This window comes from Psychrilyobacter piezotolerans (assembly GCF_003391055.1).
Taxonomy (GTDB): domain Bacteria; phylum Fusobacteriota; class Fusobacteriia; order Fusobacteriales; family Fusobacteriaceae; genus Psychrilyobacter; species Psychrilyobacter piezotolerans.
Genome location: NZ_QUAJ01000004.1, coordinates 34,093 through 53,337, shown reverse-complemented (window position 1 = coordinate 53,337; position 19,245 = coordinate 34,093). Strand labels below are relative to the sequence as shown.

The window sequence follows — 19,245 nt, the reverse complement described above, 5'->3', positions numbered from 1 at the left end:
TCCTTACAAATAGTCATCTTGCGGCTGCGTTACTGCTATTTCAAATGAACATTTAGTTTCACCCAGATAATGAGGGAATTCTATTTCACCATAAACATCATGTTTCATGGATCTTTTTAAAATCCCAAACTGAAAATTTGTATCTTTAAAAAAATCTTCTCTAATCTTATCAATTACTGAAAGTACATCCCAATGACCAGTTGCATGACTTTGGTTTTTAAAAACATCATGTTTCATATCTTCCCGGCTTACTCCAATAGTTCCATACAAGATATTAATATCTGCTATACCACTTAGTTCTTCATCTTTAATATGAGTGGTTTGGATTAATATATATGGTTCTCCTCTAACTGCTGATTTAGGCAGTGCTCCCGTTTCAATCAAGGGTAAAACAAACTCACCTTTATCATTTATTAACTGGATACCTTTTACAGCTTCAGTTATTCTTCTTTTGATCTCTTGTTCTAGATTTCTTACCGACATGGTTTCTCCTTTTTATTGATATTTATTGGTGGAGATTCTTTAACGACATTTGAAATATCTTTAACAATATTTAAAATTTCCTTATCTATGTTTTTAGCTGACATAATGCCTCCTTAGTTTCTAATATCTATTATTGGAGTTCCTCCAGAAGTAACTTGCGGTAATTGCCCATCCCATCTTAAAGTTTGCTCATATTTGATTAACTCAGTAGATAAAGATTTTTTCTTCAGATCATTGGCTTTAGATTGGGCTTTAGCTACAGTTAATATTCTTTCTGCTTCTGCTTTAGCTTGAATTAATTTGACATTTGCTTTTCCTTGTTCCTGGATAGTATTTCTTTCAGCTTCAATTTGAGCTTTTTGTTTTTCAATCTTTTGTCTTTCTAATTCTTGTTGTGTATTTACTCTTTGTTGAATAACTGTAGCAGTGGCTTTATCTAATCCTATTCTTGAGAAATTAACAGATTCAATGATTATTCCATCTTTAGCAAACTTTTCTTTAATATGCTGATAAGCCTTTAAGTTTAGATCTGCCCGTTTAGACCCATAAATATCAAGGACACTAAATTTAGAAGTTACTTCGGAAACATACGCTTTTATCTTTACTCTGGTATATGTATTTTGAATAAGTTCTCCGCTTTTACCTTTAAATCGAGTAAATATTTGAGCTACTTTATTTTCATCATATCTATATGAATACTCTAAATCTACATTGACCATCTTTCCATCTGAAGTAGGAACTATAAAGGAATCATTATCTTCTGAACCTTCCCTTTCATCTGCAGATAAATATGCTTGTTCTGTTCCTACAGTATATTCTGTTACATTTTTAAAAGGATTGATAAAGTTGTATCCTTGGGTTAATACCTTTTCTTGTACTCCTCCATTAGGGCTGTATACAACTCCTACATATCCTGCTGATATTCTATGACACGATTTAAATGTCATTAATATCCCTATAACTACTATCACTATTACCGCGCTAAATTTTCTTCCATTAATTATCATTTTTGTCCTCCTATTTTTTATTTTTCAAAGAAATTATTTAATTGAATTTCTAGTTCTTCATCTAATTCTTGATTGATCCATTCTTTTATAAGTTTTGGATTATGTTCCATCATCCCACCAAAACTATACCCGTATTGTCTTTCAATACTCTTTCTAAAACGAGGATCATTACTTCTACGTCTAAAGACCATTATGTTCCCTGGTTGGTTTTTAGGATCTTGGAGGAAAGCCCTTCTTAAATCTACGAGTCCTCCACTTTTTCTTAATCCAATTTTAATGGGCCCATTATTAGGTACATCCACTCTAAAGTTTTGTAGTCCAAAATGATCCTTTTTTCTATTATTAGTCAACTCAGCTATTGTGTGTTGCCCTCCAGCTTTTCTCATTGAAATACCAGAATTCACTTTGTTTTTATTAATATAAAAATCCTCTATAATACGATCGATTATATATCTTTTGGCTCTTTGCGCTGTTTTATTAGACACTTTTGAAACTACAGTTTCTATTCCATCTGTAATTCCTTCTAACTCTTTTTTGATTTTATCCAGTAATTCGCTATCAATTTCAATCATAAAATTTCACCTTCAGTATTTCGTAAGTCCCGAAATCATTTCGGAACTTACGAAATTGATTATCTGTAATTAGTAGCTATATCTATCCGGTATGTATTACCTAGATCTTCTATGTCTAAAATTTCATAGGATTCATTGTCCATTTCTACTCTGTCATTAGGTGCTAAACCTGATGGGAAGTCTGTTTTTCTTATGGATACACAGATTCCATTGGTATAGATCCCCATCTCCTCAGCTTTGCCCTTATACTTTGTCCTAAAAGTTTCTGAAGACTTAACCACCACGATCTGATTGCCTTCAAAGGAAACAGTTTCTCCTATCTCTTCAGGATCAAAGAGGAGATCTAGATCTTCATCCATCAGATCTTTAAAGTTCATCTTCAGCTTCCATAATTGCTTCTATGATCTCAGCTTTTCTGGTCACCTCTAATTGAAGTTCCATATCCACTGCCATCTCTTTTAACTCTGAGACATTTAAATCATCCAGTTCTTTTCTTCTTTTCTCATATGCTAACTCTTCAGGAGTTTTCTCTTCCTGGAAGTGAGATTTTATCTCAATTACAAAATCAGATTTGATAAGATCCACCGCATCTTTATCATCTAGTTCTATAACCTTCCCTGGCTTATATATCTTCCCCTTATATTCAATGGCCGTTAATTTAACCTTACATTTTTTCATTTTTACCCCCTATATTACTTTAGCTGCAATCCAACCTTGTGCATCTTCTGGTATGATTAATGGTGAAGATCTGATTTCTAATAGATCTGTATTACCTTCAGATGAAGGAACAGTTTTAACAGCTTCTTTTCCTACAAATATCTTTGCTCTATCCGTAATTTTTTCTCTGAATGGGAAACTTCCATAATTTACTCTAAAACTCTTCGCTTTAAAGTATAAAAGTGTTCCATCCGGTAGGATAGGTTCTTCAGTAGGTTTGCCATATTCTTTTACCCAATCCATGTATGAATAGATCTTAGTATCTATCTCTGGGATATATCCAATGTATGAAACCCCTGGTTCTTTTTCTTTTGGTTTAAGGTTAATAAGAGTGTCATTGAGAATTCTTATCTTTTCCATAAGAAGTTTATTGTTGATAATTGACCTGGCTACGTCTGGGGTAACTATTACTGTATCCACTACATTCCCTGTGTTCTTTTGAACCTCAAGTTTTTGATTACTTAACCATCCAATGATATCTGAATTAGTATCGGAAAATCTATCTGCCCCTGTTAATACTTTTAAGGCGAAATCGCCATATTTGATCCCTTCTTTTCCATTCCCCATAGGAAATACTCCAGTCATTACCAATTGGGATAATGCCCAGATCTTAGTCCTATGAGTTATTGCTTTTAAAGTCTTTAAATCTTCTGCCACCTGTTTCTTTAAAATCTTATTCAGATCTTTTTTACCAGTAACATAGATCCCTTCACCGAATTGCTGCTTATATGCTGATTCAGCAGTTGCCGGTATCTTTAAAGAGATAAATGGTGGTTTGTACCTTTCAACTGCAAATCCATCTCTCTCAATAAGAATTCCATTAGACATAGGCCCTACAAATGCGGCTCTTACTCTTCCGTTATCCTTAGAGTGGATCTCAATCTCCTGGACTACTTCCTCTATCTCTTTACCAATCAAGATATTCCATAGGAAATTAACTGGTCTTTTTACCCTCTCAATTGCTGCGGTTATCTTTCTAGCTTCATATGGTCCTGCCATTCTTAATCACTCCTTTTAATTTTTTAGCTTTATCTCATATAGATATTTTTAGGAATACCGTGTATTCTTATTTTTTCTATATCTGTAGCATCTTCTTTAATGACTCCAGTTTTATAGAACATTCCACTAACATAAACCATCGCTGTTTCAGTTCCTGTTACTACTACATCCTCACTTAGTACTCCAAAGAACTTAGTTTCATCGGTACACTTAGATAATTTTAAAGTTGCAGGATCTAACTCTAGAAGCATCCCCCTTGTATATATTCCCGCGGTAAATCCCATAGGCTCTACCAGGTAGGGAACTACTCCTCCTGCTTTTAGATTCTCAGGTGTTATTGTTTCTTTAGCCATTTAAAATCACTCTCCTTATTCAATTTCATTTGCTAATGCTACTATGTCATCGATCTCTTCTTCCTCTTGCTTTGCTTCCAATTCTTCTTTAGTCATTCCATCTAAGATTTGCTCTTGGATTCCTCCTGCTTTTGCATCATCGATTTTGTTTAATAAAATATCCATTTTATTCTGAGCTTTAGGTTGTTTTTCAGTATTTTTAGGCTGAGTTGTCATCTCCTGAAGAATATCAGTCATTAATTCCTGGTTAGTAGCTTCTAAAGGAGTTTCAAATTTAGCCTTTTGGATACATTCCAATGATCTTCCTGCTCTTTGCTCTATTGTTTCTAAGTTTTTAATTCTGTCTCTTTCCTGGTTAACTCCTACCTGAACTATTTGCTTGTATAGATCTGGATGTTGTTGCATTAATTGGTTTAACTCCATTTTTTCATCTCCTTTGTTATTTAAATTATCTATATTTGTATTTTTGTTTACTGGCTTAGTTTTAAGTAGATGCTCTTTTTTTAAAAAACTATTTAGGTTTTTATATTTTGAGATGTCTAGCTGCAGATCTTTTCCACACATAAGCATATTATTATTTACAGCCATCATATTGGCTTCAGAATCATTTTCTATCTCGGTAATAAATCCATATTCTTTAGCTTCGTCTGCGTTCATCCAAGTTTCATAATCCATTTTTTCTATGACTTCTTCTCTTGTGATCTTTACCTTAGTTAAATAGGCCCCTATTGAAACTTCTTTAAATTTATCTAGGTCATCTGCTTGCTTTCTAAGTTCTTTTGCTCCACCACTTGTTCTAGGGAAATATGGGTTATGTACCATCATCATGGCAACTCTACTCATAATGATTACATCCCCTGCCATGGCTACTACAGTAGCAATAGAAGCGCATATTCCATCGATATAGACAATTATTTTAGCTTTGTGTCTTTTTAGACTGTTATATATTGCACACCCTGCGCCGACTCCTCCTCCAGGGGAATTGATTCGAACACTTATTTCTGTAACATCTCCTAAGGCATCTAGTTCTCTATTGATATCTTCAGATGTTACATCAGCGGCCCATCCTTCTCCAATAACTCCATAGATCCTTATTTCAGCTTTTTTATCCCCCTGCATTACTGCATTTAATAAACTCATTTTTTTCCACCTTCTTTCATTAATCCAAATTTTTTCATTTTCTTTACTTCTCGACCTCGCTGCTCGATATTATCATCAATATCACTTCCATTGATCTCCATACTTTCTCTAGCACTTGTACTCAGATTATTTTTAATTCTAATTTCTGCTGCTTGAGCTTCTTTTTTAGGATCTAATGACCCTTGAGCTTGTCCAAACCACTGGGTCTTTTGATATGCTCTTCTTTTAAAAGGATCTTCATATCCAGGTAGATCTATATAGTCCATAGCCACGCAATAATCTAAAAATTCTTCATAGATAGGCTGCATAAAATCATCTGTAAACCATTGTCTTCTAGTTTTTAACATCTTCCAGGATTCTAATAGAGCCCCCTTTGAAGCTGAATAGTTATTAGAAAACTTAAGTAATAGTTGTTCAGGCGCTAATTCTAAAGCCGCCCCTAAATGAACACACATAGTATCCATAAACTTAGTAAACCCAGAATTAGGTCTATTAGAATCAGGAAATTTTATCTTTTGTCCAGGAGCCAAATTACTAACAATTCCACTTTTTAATGTGATATCCTTTCCCCCTTTACTTTTAAAAGGACTTTGAGATTTAGTTTCCTGAGTTTCATTTTCTATGAAAGCTGCAAAATATGAATTAACAGTAGCTGCCATCAGTTCTGCATGGGTAAACTTTCTCATCTGATGAAGAATTTCAAGAACTGGTGCTATTAAAGGAACTCCTCTTCTCTGACCTATTCTTTCTTTATCCATGAGAACCAATAGGTTTTTCCTGCCTGTCTTACTTCCATGAACTTGGATCTTAGTAGTTTCAGACCCATCTTTATTCTTTTTGAAGTGATAAGCAGTTATTATCCCGTTTTTATCCTTTTCTACACCGTTTTTTATGTCTTTATCCCCAATATCTGAAGGATTAACACAACTAGCCGGATCTAATAACCTTACCTTTAATCCAAAGAGTTCTCCAGGATGAAGCTTAAATGAGAGAGCTGCAAAACATTCTCCATCGATTAAAGATGTTAAGATGGCCAAAGATTGAATATGACTTAATTTAGATTGTCTTCCCCAATCACATTCAGTAGATTCGGTCCACATTCTCCATAGATTCTCTATGTTTTTTTCTATCTCCTCTTTTTTTTCTTGTTCTATTTCTAAAATATTGTTGTCTATAGATGATTTTAGTTTTATCCCAATCCCTACAACATTAGATCTGATTCTTTTAATAGCTCCATTTGCTATGGCGTTCCCCATAAATTCATCTCTAGATCTAGCCATAAGAGTGTCTTTTGATTCTCCTATATCTATATCAGAATTATTTATCTCATCATCATAATCCATAGCATTTTGGTTTCCTGCTCCATGATTATGATATTGAACTACATTTTCATAGGTTTTCTCAGCATGATAGAGCTTTGTTTCTGCTCTTATTCTCCTAGCTGCTAATCCAGGAAATATTTTTTTTAATGATAGTTCCATTTATTCCTCCTAATGTCTTCCTGGTCTTACATTTTCTATTGTCATTCCCACATCATCGGGATTCCCATGCTTTCTACACCTTTCTTCCCATAGTTTAATTCCTGACTGTATCCTTCCTAGATCTGCTCTAGTAACTTCTTTTCCATCGATGTTATATGCCTGACCTAATAAAACTTTTTCTTCAGCTTTTAAATACATTTTTAATTTCTCCTGGCACATCTCCAGGGTTATTCCTGTAACACTCATTATTCCTCCCTTTCTAGATATCCAACTTTAGATAATAGACTTAATTCTTCTTTAGATAGAGTTGCTAAAATTTTCATATCATAATCATATATTTCCAATGCTGCTTCAGAATAATTGTGTAAATCTAATGCCTCATTTCTTTCTCTAATTTTTATCCATTTGTTACTCTTAGGATCTCGAACCTCAGCAGTTAAACTTAAAAAATATTCTTCCGTGTAGTTTCTAGTCGGACTTTTAGGGAAATGACAGAACCCTGGTCCAGGTTTTTTAATCCTCAATTTACTCATAGTTGAATCTTTTAATGCATTGACTCCTACAGAATAAAGATTGATTTCATTATTTTTAGTCCTTCTAAATCCATTGTTTATTGGGACTATCCCACCTTGACCCTTAATTCCAAAGATTCTTTCATCCTCTTTATCGGAAACAAAGTTATATACATTTTGTGTGTTGTAACCGGTGTCGATACAAGTAGCAAAAATCTTAAGAGCAGTTCCATCTTTAAAATAGAAATCTGATTTTAAGAATTCATATAACTCATTCCAAACTTCTTCTTTTGAAGGGTTCCCATAAAATACCTGGTATGTAATCCCCCAACTTTCTCTACCTAATCCCCAACCTTTGAGTTCTAACTCAATTCTGTTATGCTGCACATCGACTCCTGCAGTTAGTAATAATACTCCTTCAGGTATTTCAGCCTCATAGGTCTCTCGTCTTTTAAATAGAGCCATATAGTCTATTGTCTTGATGTTTTCTTCTTCCCAAGTTTCAGCCAATACAGTATTTTTAAATGTCTTTATCTTTTCTATATCACCCTGGGACTCTATCCATTCCTCAACTATTGATTCCCAAGTTCTCCATGGACTAGCTAGAGCGCTCAAGTGATAACTTAATTTCTTTTTTCTTTCTGGGAATTTATGTACCCATTTTCCTTTAGACTGATTTCCTCTTTTCCATGCTTTTTCATGGGCCAAGGCTCCACATTCATTACAAACCATCTCTACTGTTTCGTGATCATCATCAATCCATTTTAGGTTTTTAAAATCTAATACCTGATACTCTCCACAATGGGGACAAGGTAACTTCCATACTGCTTGTGATCCATTTGCAAATTCTTTTTCTATGGCACTTTTATTCTTTACGGTAGGTGTCCCGGTGATAATACATTTACTTTCATCCCCATAGGTTGTTAATCTTTTTCGCCCAAGGGATATTACATCTCCTTCCCTACCTGAAGACTCCGGATACCTGTCTACTTCATCAAAGAAGATTATTCTTATCGGCCTGGCTGCTAACTTACTTGGTGAATTAGACCCGATAAAGGCAAGATATCCTCCCGGAAACATCTTGTGGGAAACTGTATTTCCTGAGTTCTTTGAATTTGCATCTTTGATTCTGGCTTTTAGTACATAGGTATCTCTTATCATAGGAGCTATCCGTTCCTTAGAGTATGCTATTGCCATAGTATCTGTTGGTTGTACTAACAGCATTGGACAAGGATCCAGGTGTGCATATTTTCCAAAGATATTATTAATGAATTCTGATTTCGCAAGTTGCGAAGCCATCATAAGTATCACTTCTCTAACTTCTCCAGATTCTAATTTTTCATAGATCTCTATCATGTATGGAGTTCTCTTAGTTTCCCAGGCCCCTATCTCTTTAGAACCTTCTGAAGATAGAATCCTGTTTGCATCTGCCCATTCACTGATACTTAGTTTAAGTGGCGGTTTTAATAATTCTAGGCATTCTTTAAATAACTTTCTTACTTTTTTTCTTCCATTCATTATTTATCACCCTTATTACTTGGAGGATCATATTTTTCTAACTCCTCCAGGGTTTTTAATACATGCTTTTCTACGATCTTTTTAATATCCGGATCTTCATTTTGCTCTATCTCAATTGTTATTTTTCTACTGGTACTGAGTAACTGAGATTTAAACTTTATAAGCATATCAGACAAGGCCCCTCTGACTACATGGTCAGGGTAATATTCATCTTTTAAAATCTTTAAATTAAATTCTTGTGTTTCACGTTTTGCTTTTTTTAATTTTTGATCTTCAAGGTTATGATCTCCATCTTTACTTTTAATTTGTTTGATGTATTCTTTAACGCACTTCCCATAGATATATTCTCCCGGAGCGTATTTAAAATTTTTAAATAAAGTTCTTACTTGTCTTTCAGTGATTAAAAATTGTTTAGCTAATTGTTTTTCACCGATTAAAATTAGTTGATCCATATATCCTCCTAAAATTTTTGGAAGTCCCAAATAAAAATTTTGTTACGGTCAAAGTTCTGCGCCTCACCACCGCAAAGCTTTTTTCTAGAGTGCTCACAGTACCTTTTATTTTGTTACTATTATTTTTTGTGCTATACTTTTAGTACACTAGCTAATAAGGAGGTACGTTAATGCTTTATTGTATTGATCTCAAGACAAGTCAAGTTCATGTACTGGGGTGTCGATATATCCCTCAGAAAAACCAAGACAAAGGTTTTCTAGGTCGTTTTGATAGCTGCAAGGATGCAGTAGCCGACGCAAAACTTAAAGGCTACACAAATGCTAATGCTTGTTCTCATTGCTGTCCTAGTACTCATATAAAATAAATGACTGGGCTGTTTAGTCCTTTTTTTTATTCCTCCTCATCTTCATCCATAAACATTATGCCTTTACGCTTTTCAATAGCTTTCTTGCCTTCTTCAAACTTTATCTGTCTAAGCTGAAGCTCTATTTTTTCTGAAGGGGTCTGAATACTGAATAGCTCCTTGCCCAGCTTATACAGCTCTGCGGTAGCCTGGATTCTATTCTTTAAGGCTTCTTCATAAGATTTTACCTTTGGTTTTGTTCCGCTTTTATTCAACTCCATAAGATAAGCTAAGTTAGACTGGTGGAGAGTCCTGTAATCAGTTATGACCTTATCTCTCAATTCAACTCTTTTGCTCATATCATCTTCGATAAATGCCTGCTGAAGTATTGCCTTACTCTTCCCCTTAATCCACCCGTCTTTACTGGATAAGTTCCTGAGAGTTCCATAGTTAATCATGTATTGTAGAGATATATCTATCAGATCCATCCCGGCCTCATATGCTTTCTTGATCTCTTTTTTTATTTTGTTATCAATTTTTCTGTATCTGGCCATTAGTAATCAGCCTTAATCATACTGAGATCAATACTGTGATTTGTTTCCATGATGTTGATAAGTTTAACTCCCATAATCTGCTCAGTATTTATCCTTCTTAAGATAGCTTCTCTAAATGCTTTTGGATCTTTACCGGATACAACACTAAAATACGGTTCACTAAAACTATAGACATAGCTGTTAGCCAGTATATTTATTTTTTCTTGGGATCGGTCTGTCTCAAAAGATGAGATCTTAAATCTTTCTGAATTCTGCATCATCTGTGTAAATTCCTTTTCTTTCATTTTTAAAATTATGACACTCACCTCCAAACTTCTTTTTATGTCATAAAAATGTAATAAATCACTTTAAATTTTCTGCCTCATTACTTAGGGAAACTGTGTCACAATTATTTTTTGTCATTTCTTTTCTAGGGCAATATTTATAATGGCTAGAGAAGAAATTTGTACTTTTTAAATTTAACCACTATTTGGGATTAGTGGTTAAAAATTTTTCCCACTAAATAACTTAATTTTTCCTTGTTATTTAAATGAGAATAGTTCTTTTTTATCCTTTCTATTTCCCTGGTCTTATGTGGCTTATCGTGAATTGATATAATATTTTCTAAATTGGAATAATCAAAGATCCAGGAGTTATCTTCCAGATATTTATATACATTTCTTTGAGAAGATCTACCGGTAGCCCTGGCTAATTTATTCTGTTTTTTAAATTCTAAATAGCTCAGTTCCAAATTTGGTTCTAGTTCTTTCTCCAGGTATCTATATGCTTCTTTAAATAGTTTTTCATAACATAACTCTATAAATATCTTATCTAAGATATTGTGGTCTCCTAATAGTGCTTCTAGTGTATTATCAATATTAAATCTTTCACTGGCATAGTATTTATATGTTGAACTGGATAGCCACCACTCCAGTCTGGTCAAATCAAAACCTAAAAGATGTTTATCATCCACTTCTCTTTGTTTGTCGTAAATTCTGACTTTATGGCTCTTCCATCCTCCATCCAGGGTAGAATCTGCAAATAGTTTTTTATATGATTCGTTTAAATTGATATTGCCTATCTTTCTTAGTTTAGGCAGCTTGAGGAATAATAGAGTAAATACCTCCTTATATTCTTCAAATATCAGATCCAGGTTTATATTTATCTCGATTTCACTGATCTTAGCTTCAGAAAGATCTATGGATATATTTTTGCTGTCTAATAAACTCATTAATCTATTGATCGATTCTTTTAGTTCAAAATTTCTTGCATTGTATATATTGTGACCATGCAGGAGTCTGTTAGGATTAAACCTCAAATATGTGGTTTCCCTTACTTCTCCACTTTCATACAACTTAATAGTTTTTTCTATACTGAAGAGTTCTTCTTTGATCTCAAATTTTTCCTCAACCCATCCCTGACCTTCAGTAAACAATGATTTTTTATCTGTTTCTATTTTTATTCCAGAGAGGACTAACTTATCTATTCCTACCCTCTCTAACTTATCTCTGTCCAGCCCTATCATATCCCCTCCTTTAAAATTTTATCGTTTCTTAAGTTGACTAAGTTAGTAAATAATAGTAGAATGTTTATGTAACGAATATTGTATTTAACCAAATGCCATTCTCTCTCCCAAGAGAATTCGTTACTATTTGTATAGCAGGCACCTAAATTAAATTTTAGGTGCCTTTATATATTCATAGAGATATTACATTGGTGATTTGTTTTAGGAGGTCCACCTAATGTAATATCTTTAAAAATACACATATTAATTTCTACATTCAACTAAACCAAGAAGCTGATATTGCCTTTATGACGTTTAGACCAGCTCAATTTTTTGGTTTGGTTCAAGATAGAAAAATTATTTCTTTAATTTTTCGGCAAATTTTACACAATGTTCCTGAGTCTCAAATTTGATATAGTCATCTTTTGATATTTTAGCTTTGGCATAGCCTGGTATTTTATCCCAGCTAAAATTTATCAATTTTCTCAGCTGCTCTTTTTCTTTTTTGTTCATAGCTAACCACCCTACTTTGGCAAGATCCTTTCTTTTTTCTTCCAGGGCTTGCATTTCACATAATCTTATTTTTTTTTGCTTCTTCCAATTCATAGTTCCCCCCTATCGGGTATCAAGTCCCCACCGACTTAATTTATAAATATCCCCAAATCTGATAGAATATTTTCCCAGTAAAAATAAAAAAAGCCGAAGTACATGTATAGACTTATATCGTCTATATCATGTACCCCGGCTTTATACGTTTGGTTCATGGCCAAAGGTTTTATGCTGACAAATCTGCTTTCTTTTTATCGATTAGCTCAATTTGAAATTCAACCTTCCACTTAATTATTTAATTTTATTTACTACAATTTAAATATACATTATTTTAATCCAGTTCGCAACTAAATTTTTTCACAACTTGTTTTTTTTATTGTTTCAGGAACACCATTAAAAAAATTGATTTCCATTTTCCCAGTGAATTTATTGGTCTTTTGTTTTTTTATAACTTCACACATTTTTTCAGTTTTATCTATCTTTTTGTTTTCCATATAAAATATCCTCCTCGATTAAACTTTTTTCTTTGGTCTTATGTAAGATAGCATATTTTTTATGTTTTTGTTAAGTATAAAATAAAAAAAAAGAGTTATACTCTTTTTTTTTCAAATTTTTTATTTTTTAAATTGTCACTAAAAATAACAACTTCTTTTGCTTTTATCTTTATAGCTGCACTATACGTAATTCCATATTCTTCTACATGAAATTTTTTATAGATTTCTTTTATTTCGTTTACATTATCATAGGTGATTATCCAATTATGATCTTTTAATTTCCCTATAGTTTTAGCTACTTTTTCATGGTCATCATGTAAATAATGATTTTCATATAGTCCAGGACCTTTTTTATAATATGGTGGATCGAAAAAAGTAAATGTTTTTTCTTTTTTAGGGATTATAATTTTATTTATAAAAACAATAGCATCTAAATTATGAATTTCAATAAAATCTTTATATTCTGCTACATTTTTTATCCTTTTTATAAGACCTTCTTTATTAAACCTACAATCAATAAGGTAATTACTATTTTGTTCTTTTCCACCTATAGGCCCACCTTTCAAAATACCAGATCGATTAGTTCTATTTAAAAAAAATGTAGAAAATCCCAATGTTAATAAAGAAACATTTTCATTTGATTGTATTTTTTTTTGATTTTCCCATTCTTTTAAATTTATAGGTGTATTTTTTATTAATTCACAAAATTCATCTGTATAATTTAATATAGAATACCAAAATGCATATACCGCTATATCGTAATCATTCAATATAATTTTTGATACATCACCCTTTAAAAGAAGCTTTAATGCTAATCCTGCTCCTCCAGCATATGGTTCAATATAAGTAGGTTTTTCTATAGTATTTTCTTTAAATAAAGATATTAAATTATCATAAACTTTAGTTTTACCACCAGGGTATCTAAGCGGAGATGCAAACGACATACTTCACCACTCCTTATTTTAAAAATATCATTCCATATGTCTCATTATAACATTTTTTTAATTTATCTACAAAATCTTTCTTAAATCTCTCTTCTTCTTCTACTAAGTTTTTATCCTCGTTTAATATTGTTTTATATAGCCTATTCATATCTGTACCAAAATATTTTTTATCTTCTTTATACCATTTTTTTACATTTTCTCTATTTCTCTTTGTTTTTAAAGGAGCATTATCTAGATAGTTTTGGCGTCCATATGATCGTAAAGTCTTCTTCCAAATATCATGTGAAGAACTACAACTGTCTAAATAATCTAGATACATATTTTCTGGACTTTTATCCCCTATTAAATATAAATAAAAATTATGTTTTTTCATGTTTTTTTTAATTGTTCCTTTTTCCTTTGATATTTTACAATCACCATCAAAAACAATTATACCATTTTTTAGTTCATTAATTTTTGTTGCAATAGCTGAAATTTGAGGTGCACCTAATTCCAAAACTAAAAAATTACAATACTGTAGGATACTTTTTGTTTTTATAATATTTTTTAGCATTTCTTCAGCTTCTTGATCTTCAAAATATACGTTAATTTTAGGAATTTTTTTTTCAGATCCTGTAGGTAAAACCAATAAATTATTTCTTAGTTCTTCTATGGAGTTAGTTTTTTCTACAACTAATGGTCCATATTTTTTAGTTAAAAAATTGACCTTACTATTTGAATATTTTTTATCTATAATCATTCTTTCCAATATTTCTAAAGAATGAGTTGTGAAAATGACTTGTAAATTTAATTTAGATGCCTGTTGATTTAAAAATTCTATTAATTTTTCTTGGGCTCTAGGATAAAGAGTGCTTTCTATTTCATCAATAAGTAATATTCCACCCTTATAATTTGATTTTTCACTTAATCTTTTAAACTCTAAAATACTAGCAATTATTTTCCCTATATTATCTTGTCCCGCTGATATACTTCTCCAATCATAGGTTGTTGTACTAACTGCTAAAGTAGTCACTTTTTCCTTTTCTACCATTTCTGTTTTTTCTAAATTTTCATCGGTTAAAAGTAATATATTTTTGTACTTTTCTTTGTAAAATTCTTCTTCTTCTGTAGTTAAATTATCATCCTTGTTCTCTAATTTTTGACTTTCTCCTATAGGATATATTCTACTTAATCCTAAGTAAATTACTGGATATGGTATATTTCCATGACCAGCATCTCTTGTTTTCCCTGCTACTAACCTAAGATAAGGAGGTACGTCTCTTGGATTCCCTTTTACCTGTAATGGATTTTCATAAATTATTTCATCCTCTTTATTAAAGTAAAGTTCATAATGATAGTGGTCCTCTTTACCCCTACTTTCACCATGAGAATCATGAACAGGACTTAATTTGAAAATATCTTTAAATTTAGTATTAAAACTTTTAGAAGTTATTAAAGATTTTTTTAAATCTTCTTCAGTTAAATAATCTTTTTCTTTTTTTCCAGTTATTTCAAATGGCTGTGCAATCATTCCTAAAATTGTACTTTTAGCCGTTCCATTTTGCCCAGCAATAGCTGTCAAATTTTCTCCTAATCCTATTTCTAAATTTTTTAATGCTCTAAATTTTTTTATCATAATCTTTTCAATCATTGACTTTTCTCCTCTACTGCATCCCAAATTTTTTCTATAAATATCTCAAAATTATCCCAATGTGTTTTTAAATCATTAGAAGTTGGAGAATGACTTTTATTATGAATATAATTGTTTAATGTAGTAATTGAAAAAAGATGGTCTTTTGTTGAAATTACTGTATTAATTATTTTCAGTTCTTCTCTATCCATCAACTTATTTTCTCTCATATAATTTCTTACAACTTCTAATTTTTTAACTAATTTTATATCACTGTGCCCCGTTAATTTTTTTTTGTCAATTATCCAGTCTAAAGTCAATTCTAAAAAAACTCTGAATAAAATTCCTACGCTATTTGGATATTTATCTATCTCTATTGTTTTTAATTCTCTAAAAATATTATTTATTCGTTGTGACTCTATTTTCAATCTAAAAGTTATAGGCATTAAATATTTTCTTGCTTTTGTTGTTGGATATGACTTAGTTTTTTTAGAAAAAATCTCTAAATTATTCTCTACTGGAGGGACTTTCTTATTTGAATCATTTAATTCTATTGCTTTTTTTTCATTTTCATCCAAAATGATTTGATTATTCTTAACCAAAGGGTTTTGAACTGATTGCCTATTTTCTCCACTACTATCTTTTTCTTTAATTCTGCTACTTACTTTTGAAATATAATCAACCCTTTTTTCTTTTGTATAAATATCTCCGACCTTAATTTTTTTATCCATTAAATCTTTTCCAATTTCTTCAAGATATTCTATTGTCTTTTCAATTTTCTTATCTTCTTTTAAAAAAAGATTATTATTTTTAAAATTAATACCTATAACTTCTCTGATATCAGGGTCAGATAATAGTCTATTTAAATTTGTTAAGGGGATATTTCCTAATTTATTTTTATAACTTTCATTAAAAGTTCCATATTTTTCAAGTAATTTTAGGACATTAATTTCTTTTGATGTTTCATTTTTATATCTTCCTTGAAATAACTGTTGCTGTTGGGTTGTCCAAGAAACAACACCTTTTCCTTTATTTTCTCCTGTATGTTTTAAATCTATCCAATATAAAGCATCTTTTTCATTTTCAAAATTAATACACTCTATTTTTTCTATTGGATTTTCCATAAATTTTTTATGAAGACGAGTAAATCTTTTGAATAAATTTATATCTATATTTTCTATAAGTTTAGGATTTTTTAAGAGTTTTAAAGATGTGATTCTTCTATTTCCTTCTAGAACTATATATTTTCCATTTTTTTTTGTTGTTATAATATTTTCAGAGGGATTTAATCCTCTTTCCAAGATATCCAAAGCTAAAGGATATATTTTATCTTTTTGATTTTTTAACATTGATTTTAGCGATTCAAATTCGCTTTGACTTTCCTCTAATCTTGGATTTCTAAAATCTAAACCTATTTTATCTACATCTAGCAGTATTTTATTTTTCATTAATTCCCCCTCTTTTATAATTCTATAATATTATTAGATTTAAATTATTTTTTATTTATTAGTCCTAGTATTCTTTTGTACCTACAAACTCTTCTTATGATTACCAAACAGTTTATTTATCCTTTAACTTCTCTTTTATACGAAGCTCTTCCGCATATTTAATTATTTCTCTATTAGTTTCTATATTTTTTTTATCTTCTTCAATTCCCGAATGAATTTTTTTGATTTCATTTAACACATTATTTTCTAACACTTCTAATATTATAAATGCATTAACACTACTAATTTCTGTGTATGCACTAAATTTTAATGGTTCTACTTTTTTTATTAAATTTAAAATACCATTATAGTCTATAAGGTTTCTAATATCTATTCCATTCTTTAAAGATTCATATTTATTTATTATTATAATCGATACTGAGCTATGTGCTAAATACAATGCCCATAAGCGTTCTGATAAATATGGTCTTTGTAAAGAAAGCTTATTTTTGGTTGTTTGTTTTTTTTGTGATTCAAATCCAGTTATCTTTCCAAAACTTTCAATAAGCAAACTGTTATTTGAATTTTTATAGTCTGATTTTAAAAATTCATCCTCTTTGATCCCCATTAAATAAGTTGATAATGCTTTTAATGAAGTTAGTTTTTGCACTTCTTCCCATAATTCATCACAAGCTTCTAATTTACGAGTGTAAAGAATTCCTTGTCTTTTTTCTGCTCCTACTATTGCATTCCGTCTTAAATCTTCCATTACTTTTTCTTCTAATTTTAGTTTACTTTCTAATTCAGAAAGTTTAAAATCATAATCATATTTTATTTTTGCAGGTATTTTAACTTTGAAATACCAAACCATAATAGGGAGTATAATTGTTATTATTATTTGCCATACTATAATTTTATTCATTAACTATTACCTCCTACGGCTTACAAACCTTACAAGCTTCTAATCCTCTATCTTTAGCCTCTCCTACACTCATCGCTCTAGTATTCTTATTATACCTGCAACTCTCTCTATGATACTTCTTCCCGCTTTTAGTTACATATACTAGATGTTCTATCTTTTCGTCAGATTCATTTACGGTTACTTTTTCACCTTTTATCTCTTCTTTTAGAGAGCTCTCAAATTCTTCAGAATTAAAATTTTGAGCTCTTTCCATTGTTATTCCTTTATCTATTGCATCCGAATATATAACCTTTAAATTTAATTTTCCAAAGATAGAAACTGATAGTAGTAAAAATAAAATTATTTTTTTCATAACTCCCTCCATAAAATTATTTTACTATAATAAATTTCCACATTTAGAGCAAACATGATTAGGTCTAAAATTAACAGTGTTACATTTGCTACATATAGCTGCCGAAGATTTAACTGAATTTGCCAATGAAGCTCCTACCGAACCCGATATGGAATGCCCTAGCGAAGATCTAACTGAATCTACTAATGCAGATCTAGTCGAATTTGCCAATGAAGCTCCTACCGAACCCGATATGGAATGCCCTAGCGAAGATCTAACTGAATCTACTAATGCAGATCTAGTCGAATTTGCCAATGAAGCTCCTACCGAACCCGATATGGAATGCCCTAATGTAGATGTAATGGAATCTTCTAATACAGACCTTGAAGGTGATAGGCTAATTTGTTCTGTTGCACTCAAAGTTGCTACCGAAGGTTCTAAAGTTATAGACTGTACTTTTCTTTTTCTATCTCTATTCATTTTTAGTTCTTTTTCATATTTAGAAATTTTTTCATCTTTTTTTGCTAGTTCTTTTTTTAATCTTCTTAATTCACCATTTAACTCTACAGCTTCTTCTGACTTTTTAGCCTTTGTTATAAGTTTTACCAAATCTTCTGAAAAATTAGTCATTTCATCTGCAAGTCCAGATAATCTATTTAAAACTTTAAAATAATCATTTAGATGCGGGTCATCTTGTAGATAAGGGTATCTTATTGTATGGTCTATTTCTCCCCATGCTTCTTCAAAAATAGTTCTTAATTGAATTTCACAAATAATTTTTTTACCTCTAATATCTTGAACTTTATAATTATAATGAATAGACCTATATCCTGTTTTACGAACCTTAATTACTCCAATGTTACTATAAGGTCTTTCATCATCGCCTTTTCTTATATTTACTTCTATTTTACCAGTGGATTCATATTCTAATTTTTGTATATACTTATTAATTTCTTGCATATTTTTCTTAAATAAACAAATTACTCTTACGCCTATAATATCAGTTATTTCATTTTTATAATTTTCAATACTTATTCTCCATTCAGGAGTTTGAATCTTTTTTCTTATTATTTTTTCAATTAAGTGTTCAGAATCTTTAACACGAGCTCTTATTGAATGAATATTTTTACATTGCCTTAATTCTTTAACTATATTATCTAAAATGGTTTCAATATTATTTTTTGAAGATTCATAATCTATATATATATGATTAAGGTCTTCCCAAGGTAAATTGATTTGATTAAATTGATCTTCTTTAATATGATATTTTTTTAAAAATTGTTCTTTATCTAACATAACTCCCCCCAAAACTTTTCTCCTACGCTTTATTCAAAATCCAAACTACCTTACAAGC

At 31.0% G+C, this 19,245-nt stretch carries 23 protein-coding genes; all 23 read right to left on the bottom strand.

The features are described from left to right. Positions 1-3: 3 nt before the first annotated feature. A complete protein-coding gene (locus DYH56_RS03445; RefSeq protein ID WP_114641461.1) occupies positions 4-483 on the bottom strand; it encodes a hypothetical protein in 480 nt (159 codons plus the stop codon). A gap of 113 nt (positions 484-596) precedes the next feature. Further along, the gene (locus DYH56_RS03440) at positions 597-1,490 is read right to left on the bottom strand and encodes a prohibitin family protein (protein ID WP_114641460.1); all 894 of its coding nucleotides are present in this window, start codon (positions 1,488-1,490) and stop codon (positions 597-599) included. Between the two features lie 17 nt (positions 1,491-1,507). After that, positions 1,508-2,062: a hypothetical protein gene (locus tag DYH56_RS03435; RefSeq protein WP_114641459.1), complete on the bottom strand. Its 555-nt coding sequence runs from the start codon at positions 2,060-2,062 to the stop codon at positions 1,508-1,510. Between the two features lie 59 nt (positions 2,063-2,121). Next, positions 2,122-2,439 carry a head-tail joining protein gene (locus DYH56_RS03430; RefSeq protein WP_114641458.1) on the bottom strand — a complete coding sequence of 106 codons (318 nt, stop codon included), beginning with the start codon at positions 2,437-2,439 and terminating at the stop codon, positions 2,122-2,124. Next, positions 2,429-2,740, bottom strand: a complete 312-nt coding sequence (locus tag DYH56_RS03425; protein WP_114641457.1) for a hypothetical protein — start codon at positions 2,738-2,740, stop codon at positions 2,429-2,431. Before DYH56_RS03425 ends, DYH56_RS03430 begins: the two co-directional genes overlap by 11 nt. 9 nt (positions 2,741-2,749) lie before the next feature. Then, positions 2,750-3,778: a major capsid protein gene (locus DYH56_RS03420; RefSeq protein ID WP_114641456.1), complete on the bottom strand. Its 1,029-nt coding sequence runs from the start codon at positions 3,776-3,778 to the stop codon at positions 2,750-2,752. 29 nt (positions 3,779-3,807) lie between these two features. Then, positions 3,808-4,131: a hypothetical protein gene (locus tag DYH56_RS03415; protein ID WP_114641455.1), complete on the bottom strand. Its 324-nt coding sequence runs from the start codon at positions 4,129-4,131 to the stop codon at positions 3,808-3,810. Between the two features lie 15 nt (positions 4,132-4,146). Further along, positions 4,147-5,271, bottom strand: a complete 1,125-nt coding sequence (locus DYH56_RS03410; RefSeq protein WP_114641454.1) for a head maturation protease, ClpP-related — start codon at positions 5,269-5,271, stop codon at positions 4,147-4,149. Then, on the bottom strand, positions 5,268-6,752 hold the full coding sequence (locus DYH56_RS03405; protein WP_114641453.1) for a phage portal protein: 1,485 nt from the start codon (positions 6,750-6,752) through the stop codon (positions 5,268-5,270). The genes DYH56_RS03410 and DYH56_RS03405 overlap by 4 nt, the downstream gene beginning before the upstream one ends. A 9-nt stretch (positions 6,753-6,761) precedes the next feature. After that, on the bottom strand, positions 6,762-6,998 hold the full coding sequence (locus tag DYH56_RS03400; RefSeq protein ID WP_114641452.1) for a DUF6148 family protein: 237 nt from the start codon (positions 6,996-6,998) through the stop codon (positions 6,762-6,764). After that, complete coding sequence (locus DYH56_RS03395; protein ID WP_114641451.1) at positions 6,998-8,782, bottom strand: phage terminase large subunit family protein; 1,785 nt, start codon at positions 8,780-8,782, stop codon at positions 6,998-7,000. The genes DYH56_RS03400 and DYH56_RS03395 overlap by 1 nt, the downstream gene beginning before the upstream one ends. Beyond that, the gene (locus DYH56_RS03390) at positions 8,782-9,234 is read right to left on the bottom strand and encodes a hypothetical protein (RefSeq protein WP_114641450.1); all 453 of its coding nucleotides are present in this window, start codon (positions 9,232-9,234) and stop codon (positions 8,782-8,784) included. The genes DYH56_RS03395 and DYH56_RS03390 overlap by 1 nt, the downstream gene beginning before the upstream one ends. Before the next feature lie 391 nt (positions 9,235-9,625). After that, positions 9,626-10,132: a hypothetical protein gene (locus tag DYH56_RS03380; protein ID WP_114641448.1), complete on the bottom strand. Its 507-nt coding sequence runs from the start codon at positions 10,130-10,132 to the stop codon at positions 9,626-9,628. Beyond that, on the bottom strand, positions 10,132-10,416 hold the full coding sequence (locus DYH56_RS03375) for a hypothetical protein (protein ID WP_114641447.1): 285 nt from the start codon (positions 10,414-10,416) through the stop codon (positions 10,132-10,134). Before DYH56_RS03375 ends, DYH56_RS03380 begins: the two co-directional genes overlap by 1 nt. 191 nt (positions 10,417-10,607) lie before the next feature. After that, positions 10,608-11,636, bottom strand: coding sequence for a hypothetical protein (locus DYH56_RS03370; protein WP_114641446.1), 1,029 nt, complete (start codon positions 11,634-11,636; stop codon positions 10,608-10,610). A 336-nt stretch (positions 11,637-11,972) separates the two neighbouring features. Then, positions 11,973-12,221 carry a hypothetical protein gene (locus DYH56_RS03365; RefSeq protein ID WP_114641445.1) on the bottom strand — a complete coding sequence of 83 codons (249 nt, stop codon included), beginning with the start codon at positions 12,219-12,221 and terminating at the stop codon, positions 11,973-11,975. Between the two features lie 290 nt (positions 12,222-12,511). Continuing rightward, positions 12,512-12,658 (bottom strand): hypothetical protein, encoded by a 147-nt coding sequence (locus tag DYH56_RS15855; protein ID WP_158539037.1) that lies wholly within the window; start codon positions 12,656-12,658, stop codon positions 12,512-12,514. A gap of 95 nt (positions 12,659-12,753) precedes the next feature. Then, on the bottom strand, positions 12,754-13,602 hold the full coding sequence (locus DYH56_RS03360; protein ID WP_114641444.1) for a DNA adenine methylase: 849 nt from the start codon (positions 13,600-13,602) through the stop codon (positions 12,754-12,756). A gap of 13 nt (positions 13,603-13,615) precedes the next feature. Continuing rightward, complete coding sequence (locus tag DYH56_RS03355) at positions 13,616-15,232, bottom strand: AAA family ATPase (protein WP_114641443.1); 1,617 nt, start codon at positions 15,230-15,232, stop codon at positions 13,616-13,618. Continuing rightward, positions 15,229-16,659: a hypothetical protein gene (locus DYH56_RS03350; RefSeq protein ID WP_114641442.1), complete on the bottom strand. Its 1,431-nt coding sequence runs from the start codon at positions 16,657-16,659 to the stop codon at positions 15,229-15,231. Before DYH56_RS03350 ends, DYH56_RS03355 begins: the two co-directional genes overlap by 4 nt. A gap of 112 nt (positions 16,660-16,771) precedes the next feature. Further along, entirely contained in the window at positions 16,772-17,560 is a 789-nt protein-coding gene (locus DYH56_RS03345; RefSeq protein ID WP_114641441.1) for a hypothetical protein, read from the bottom strand. A 13-nt stretch (positions 17,561-17,573) separates the two neighbouring features. Then, the gene (locus DYH56_RS16105; protein ID WP_199532964.1) at positions 17,574-17,912 is read right to left on the bottom strand and encodes a hypothetical protein; all 339 of its coding nucleotides are present in this window, start codon (positions 17,910-17,912) and stop codon (positions 17,574-17,576) included. 24 nt (positions 17,913-17,936) lie between these two features. Further along, on the bottom strand, positions 17,937-19,187 hold the full coding sequence (locus tag DYH56_RS03335; RefSeq protein WP_147269586.1) for a GTP pyrophosphokinase: 1,251 nt from the start codon (positions 19,185-19,187) through the stop codon (positions 17,937-17,939). Positions 19,188-19,245: the final 58 nt, after the last annotated feature.

What these genes read in the sequence shown, in the direction of transcription:
- DYH56_RS03445 (WP_114641461.1), bottom strand. Translation starts at nt 483, where the DNA reads ATGTCGGTAAGAAATCTAGAACAAGAGATCAAAAGAAGAATAACTGAA.
- DYH56_RS03440 (WP_114641460.1), bottom strand. Translation starts at nt 1,490, where the DNA reads ATGATAATTAATGGAAGAAAATTTAGCGCGGTAATAGTGATAGTAGTT.
- DYH56_RS03435 (WP_114641459.1), bottom strand. Translation starts at nt 2,062, where the DNA reads ATGATTGAAATTGATAGCGAATTACTGGATAAAATCAAAAAAGAGTTA.
- DYH56_RS03430 (WP_114641458.1), bottom strand. Translation starts at nt 2,439, where the DNA reads ATGAACTTTAAAGATCTGATGGATGAAGATCTAGATCTCCTCTTTGAT.
- DYH56_RS03425 (WP_114641457.1), bottom strand. Translation starts at nt 2,740, where the DNA reads ATGAAAAAATGTAAGGTTAAATTAACGGCCATTGAATATAAGGGGAAG.
- DYH56_RS03420 (WP_114641456.1), bottom strand. Translation starts at nt 3,778, where the DNA reads ATGGCAGGACCATATGAAGCTAGAAAGATAACCGCAGCAATTGAGAGG.
- DYH56_RS03415 (WP_114641455.1), bottom strand. Translation starts at nt 4,131, where the DNA reads ATGGCTAAAGAAACAATAACACCTGAGAATCTAAAAGCAGGAGGAGTA.
- DYH56_RS03410 (WP_114641454.1), bottom strand. Translation starts at nt 5,271, where the DNA reads ATGAGTTTATTAAATGCAGTAATGCAGGGGGATAAAAAAGCTGAAATA.
- DYH56_RS03405 (WP_114641453.1), bottom strand. Translation starts at nt 6,752, where the DNA reads ATGGAACTATCATTAAAAAAAATATTTCCTGGATTAGCAGCTAGGAGA.
- DYH56_RS03400 (WP_114641452.1), bottom strand. Translation starts at nt 6,998, where the DNA reads ATGAGTGTTACAGGAATAACCCTGGAGATGTGCCAGGAGAAATTAAAA.
- DYH56_RS03395 (WP_114641451.1), bottom strand. Translation starts at nt 8,782, where the DNA reads ATGAATGGAAGAAAAAAAGTAAGAAAGTTATTTAAAGAATGCCTAGAA.
- DYH56_RS03390 (WP_114641450.1), bottom strand. Translation starts at nt 9,234, where the DNA reads ATGGATCAACTAATTTTAATCGGTGAAAAACAATTAGCTAAACAATTT.
- DYH56_RS03380 (WP_114641448.1), bottom strand. Translation starts at nt 10,132, where the DNA reads ATGGCCAGATACAGAAAAATTGATAACAAAATAAAAAAAGAGATCAAG.
- DYH56_RS03375 (WP_114641447.1), bottom strand. Translation starts at nt 10,416, where the DNA reads ATGAAAGAAAAGGAATTTACACAGATGATGCAGAATTCAGAAAGATTT.
- DYH56_RS03370 (WP_114641446.1), bottom strand. Translation starts at nt 11,636, where the DNA reads ATGATAGGGCTGGACAGAGATAAGTTAGAGAGGGTAGGAATAGATAAG.
- DYH56_RS03365 (WP_114641445.1), bottom strand. Translation starts at nt 12,221, where the DNA reads ATGAATTGGAAGAAGCAAAAAAAAATAAGATTATGTGAAATGCAAGCC.
- DYH56_RS15855 (WP_158539037.1), bottom strand. Translation starts at nt 12,658, where the DNA reads ATGGAAAACAAAAAGATAGATAAAACTGAAAAAATGTGTGAAGTTATA.
- DYH56_RS03360 (WP_114641444.1), bottom strand. Translation starts at nt 13,602, where the DNA reads ATGTCGTTTGCATCTCCGCTTAGATACCCTGGTGGTAAAACTAAAGTT.
- DYH56_RS03355 (WP_114641443.1), bottom strand. Translation starts at nt 15,232, where the DNA reads ATGATTGAAAAGATTATGATAAAAAAATTTAGAGCATTAAAAAATTTA.
- DYH56_RS03350 (WP_114641442.1), bottom strand. Translation starts at nt 16,659, where the DNA reads ATGAAAAATAAAATACTGCTAGATGTAGATAAAATAGGTTTAGATTTT.
- DYH56_RS03345 (WP_114641441.1), bottom strand. Translation starts at nt 17,560, where the DNA reads ATGAATAAAATTATAGTATGGCAAATAATAATAACAATTATACTCCCT.
- DYH56_RS16105 (WP_199532964.1), bottom strand. Translation starts at nt 17,912, where the DNA reads ATGAAAAAAATAATTTTATTTTTACTACTATCAGTTTCTATCTTTGGA.
- DYH56_RS03335 (WP_147269586.1), bottom strand. Translation starts at nt 19,187, where the DNA reads ATGTTAGATAAAGAACAATTTTTAAAAAAATATCATATTAAAGAAGAT.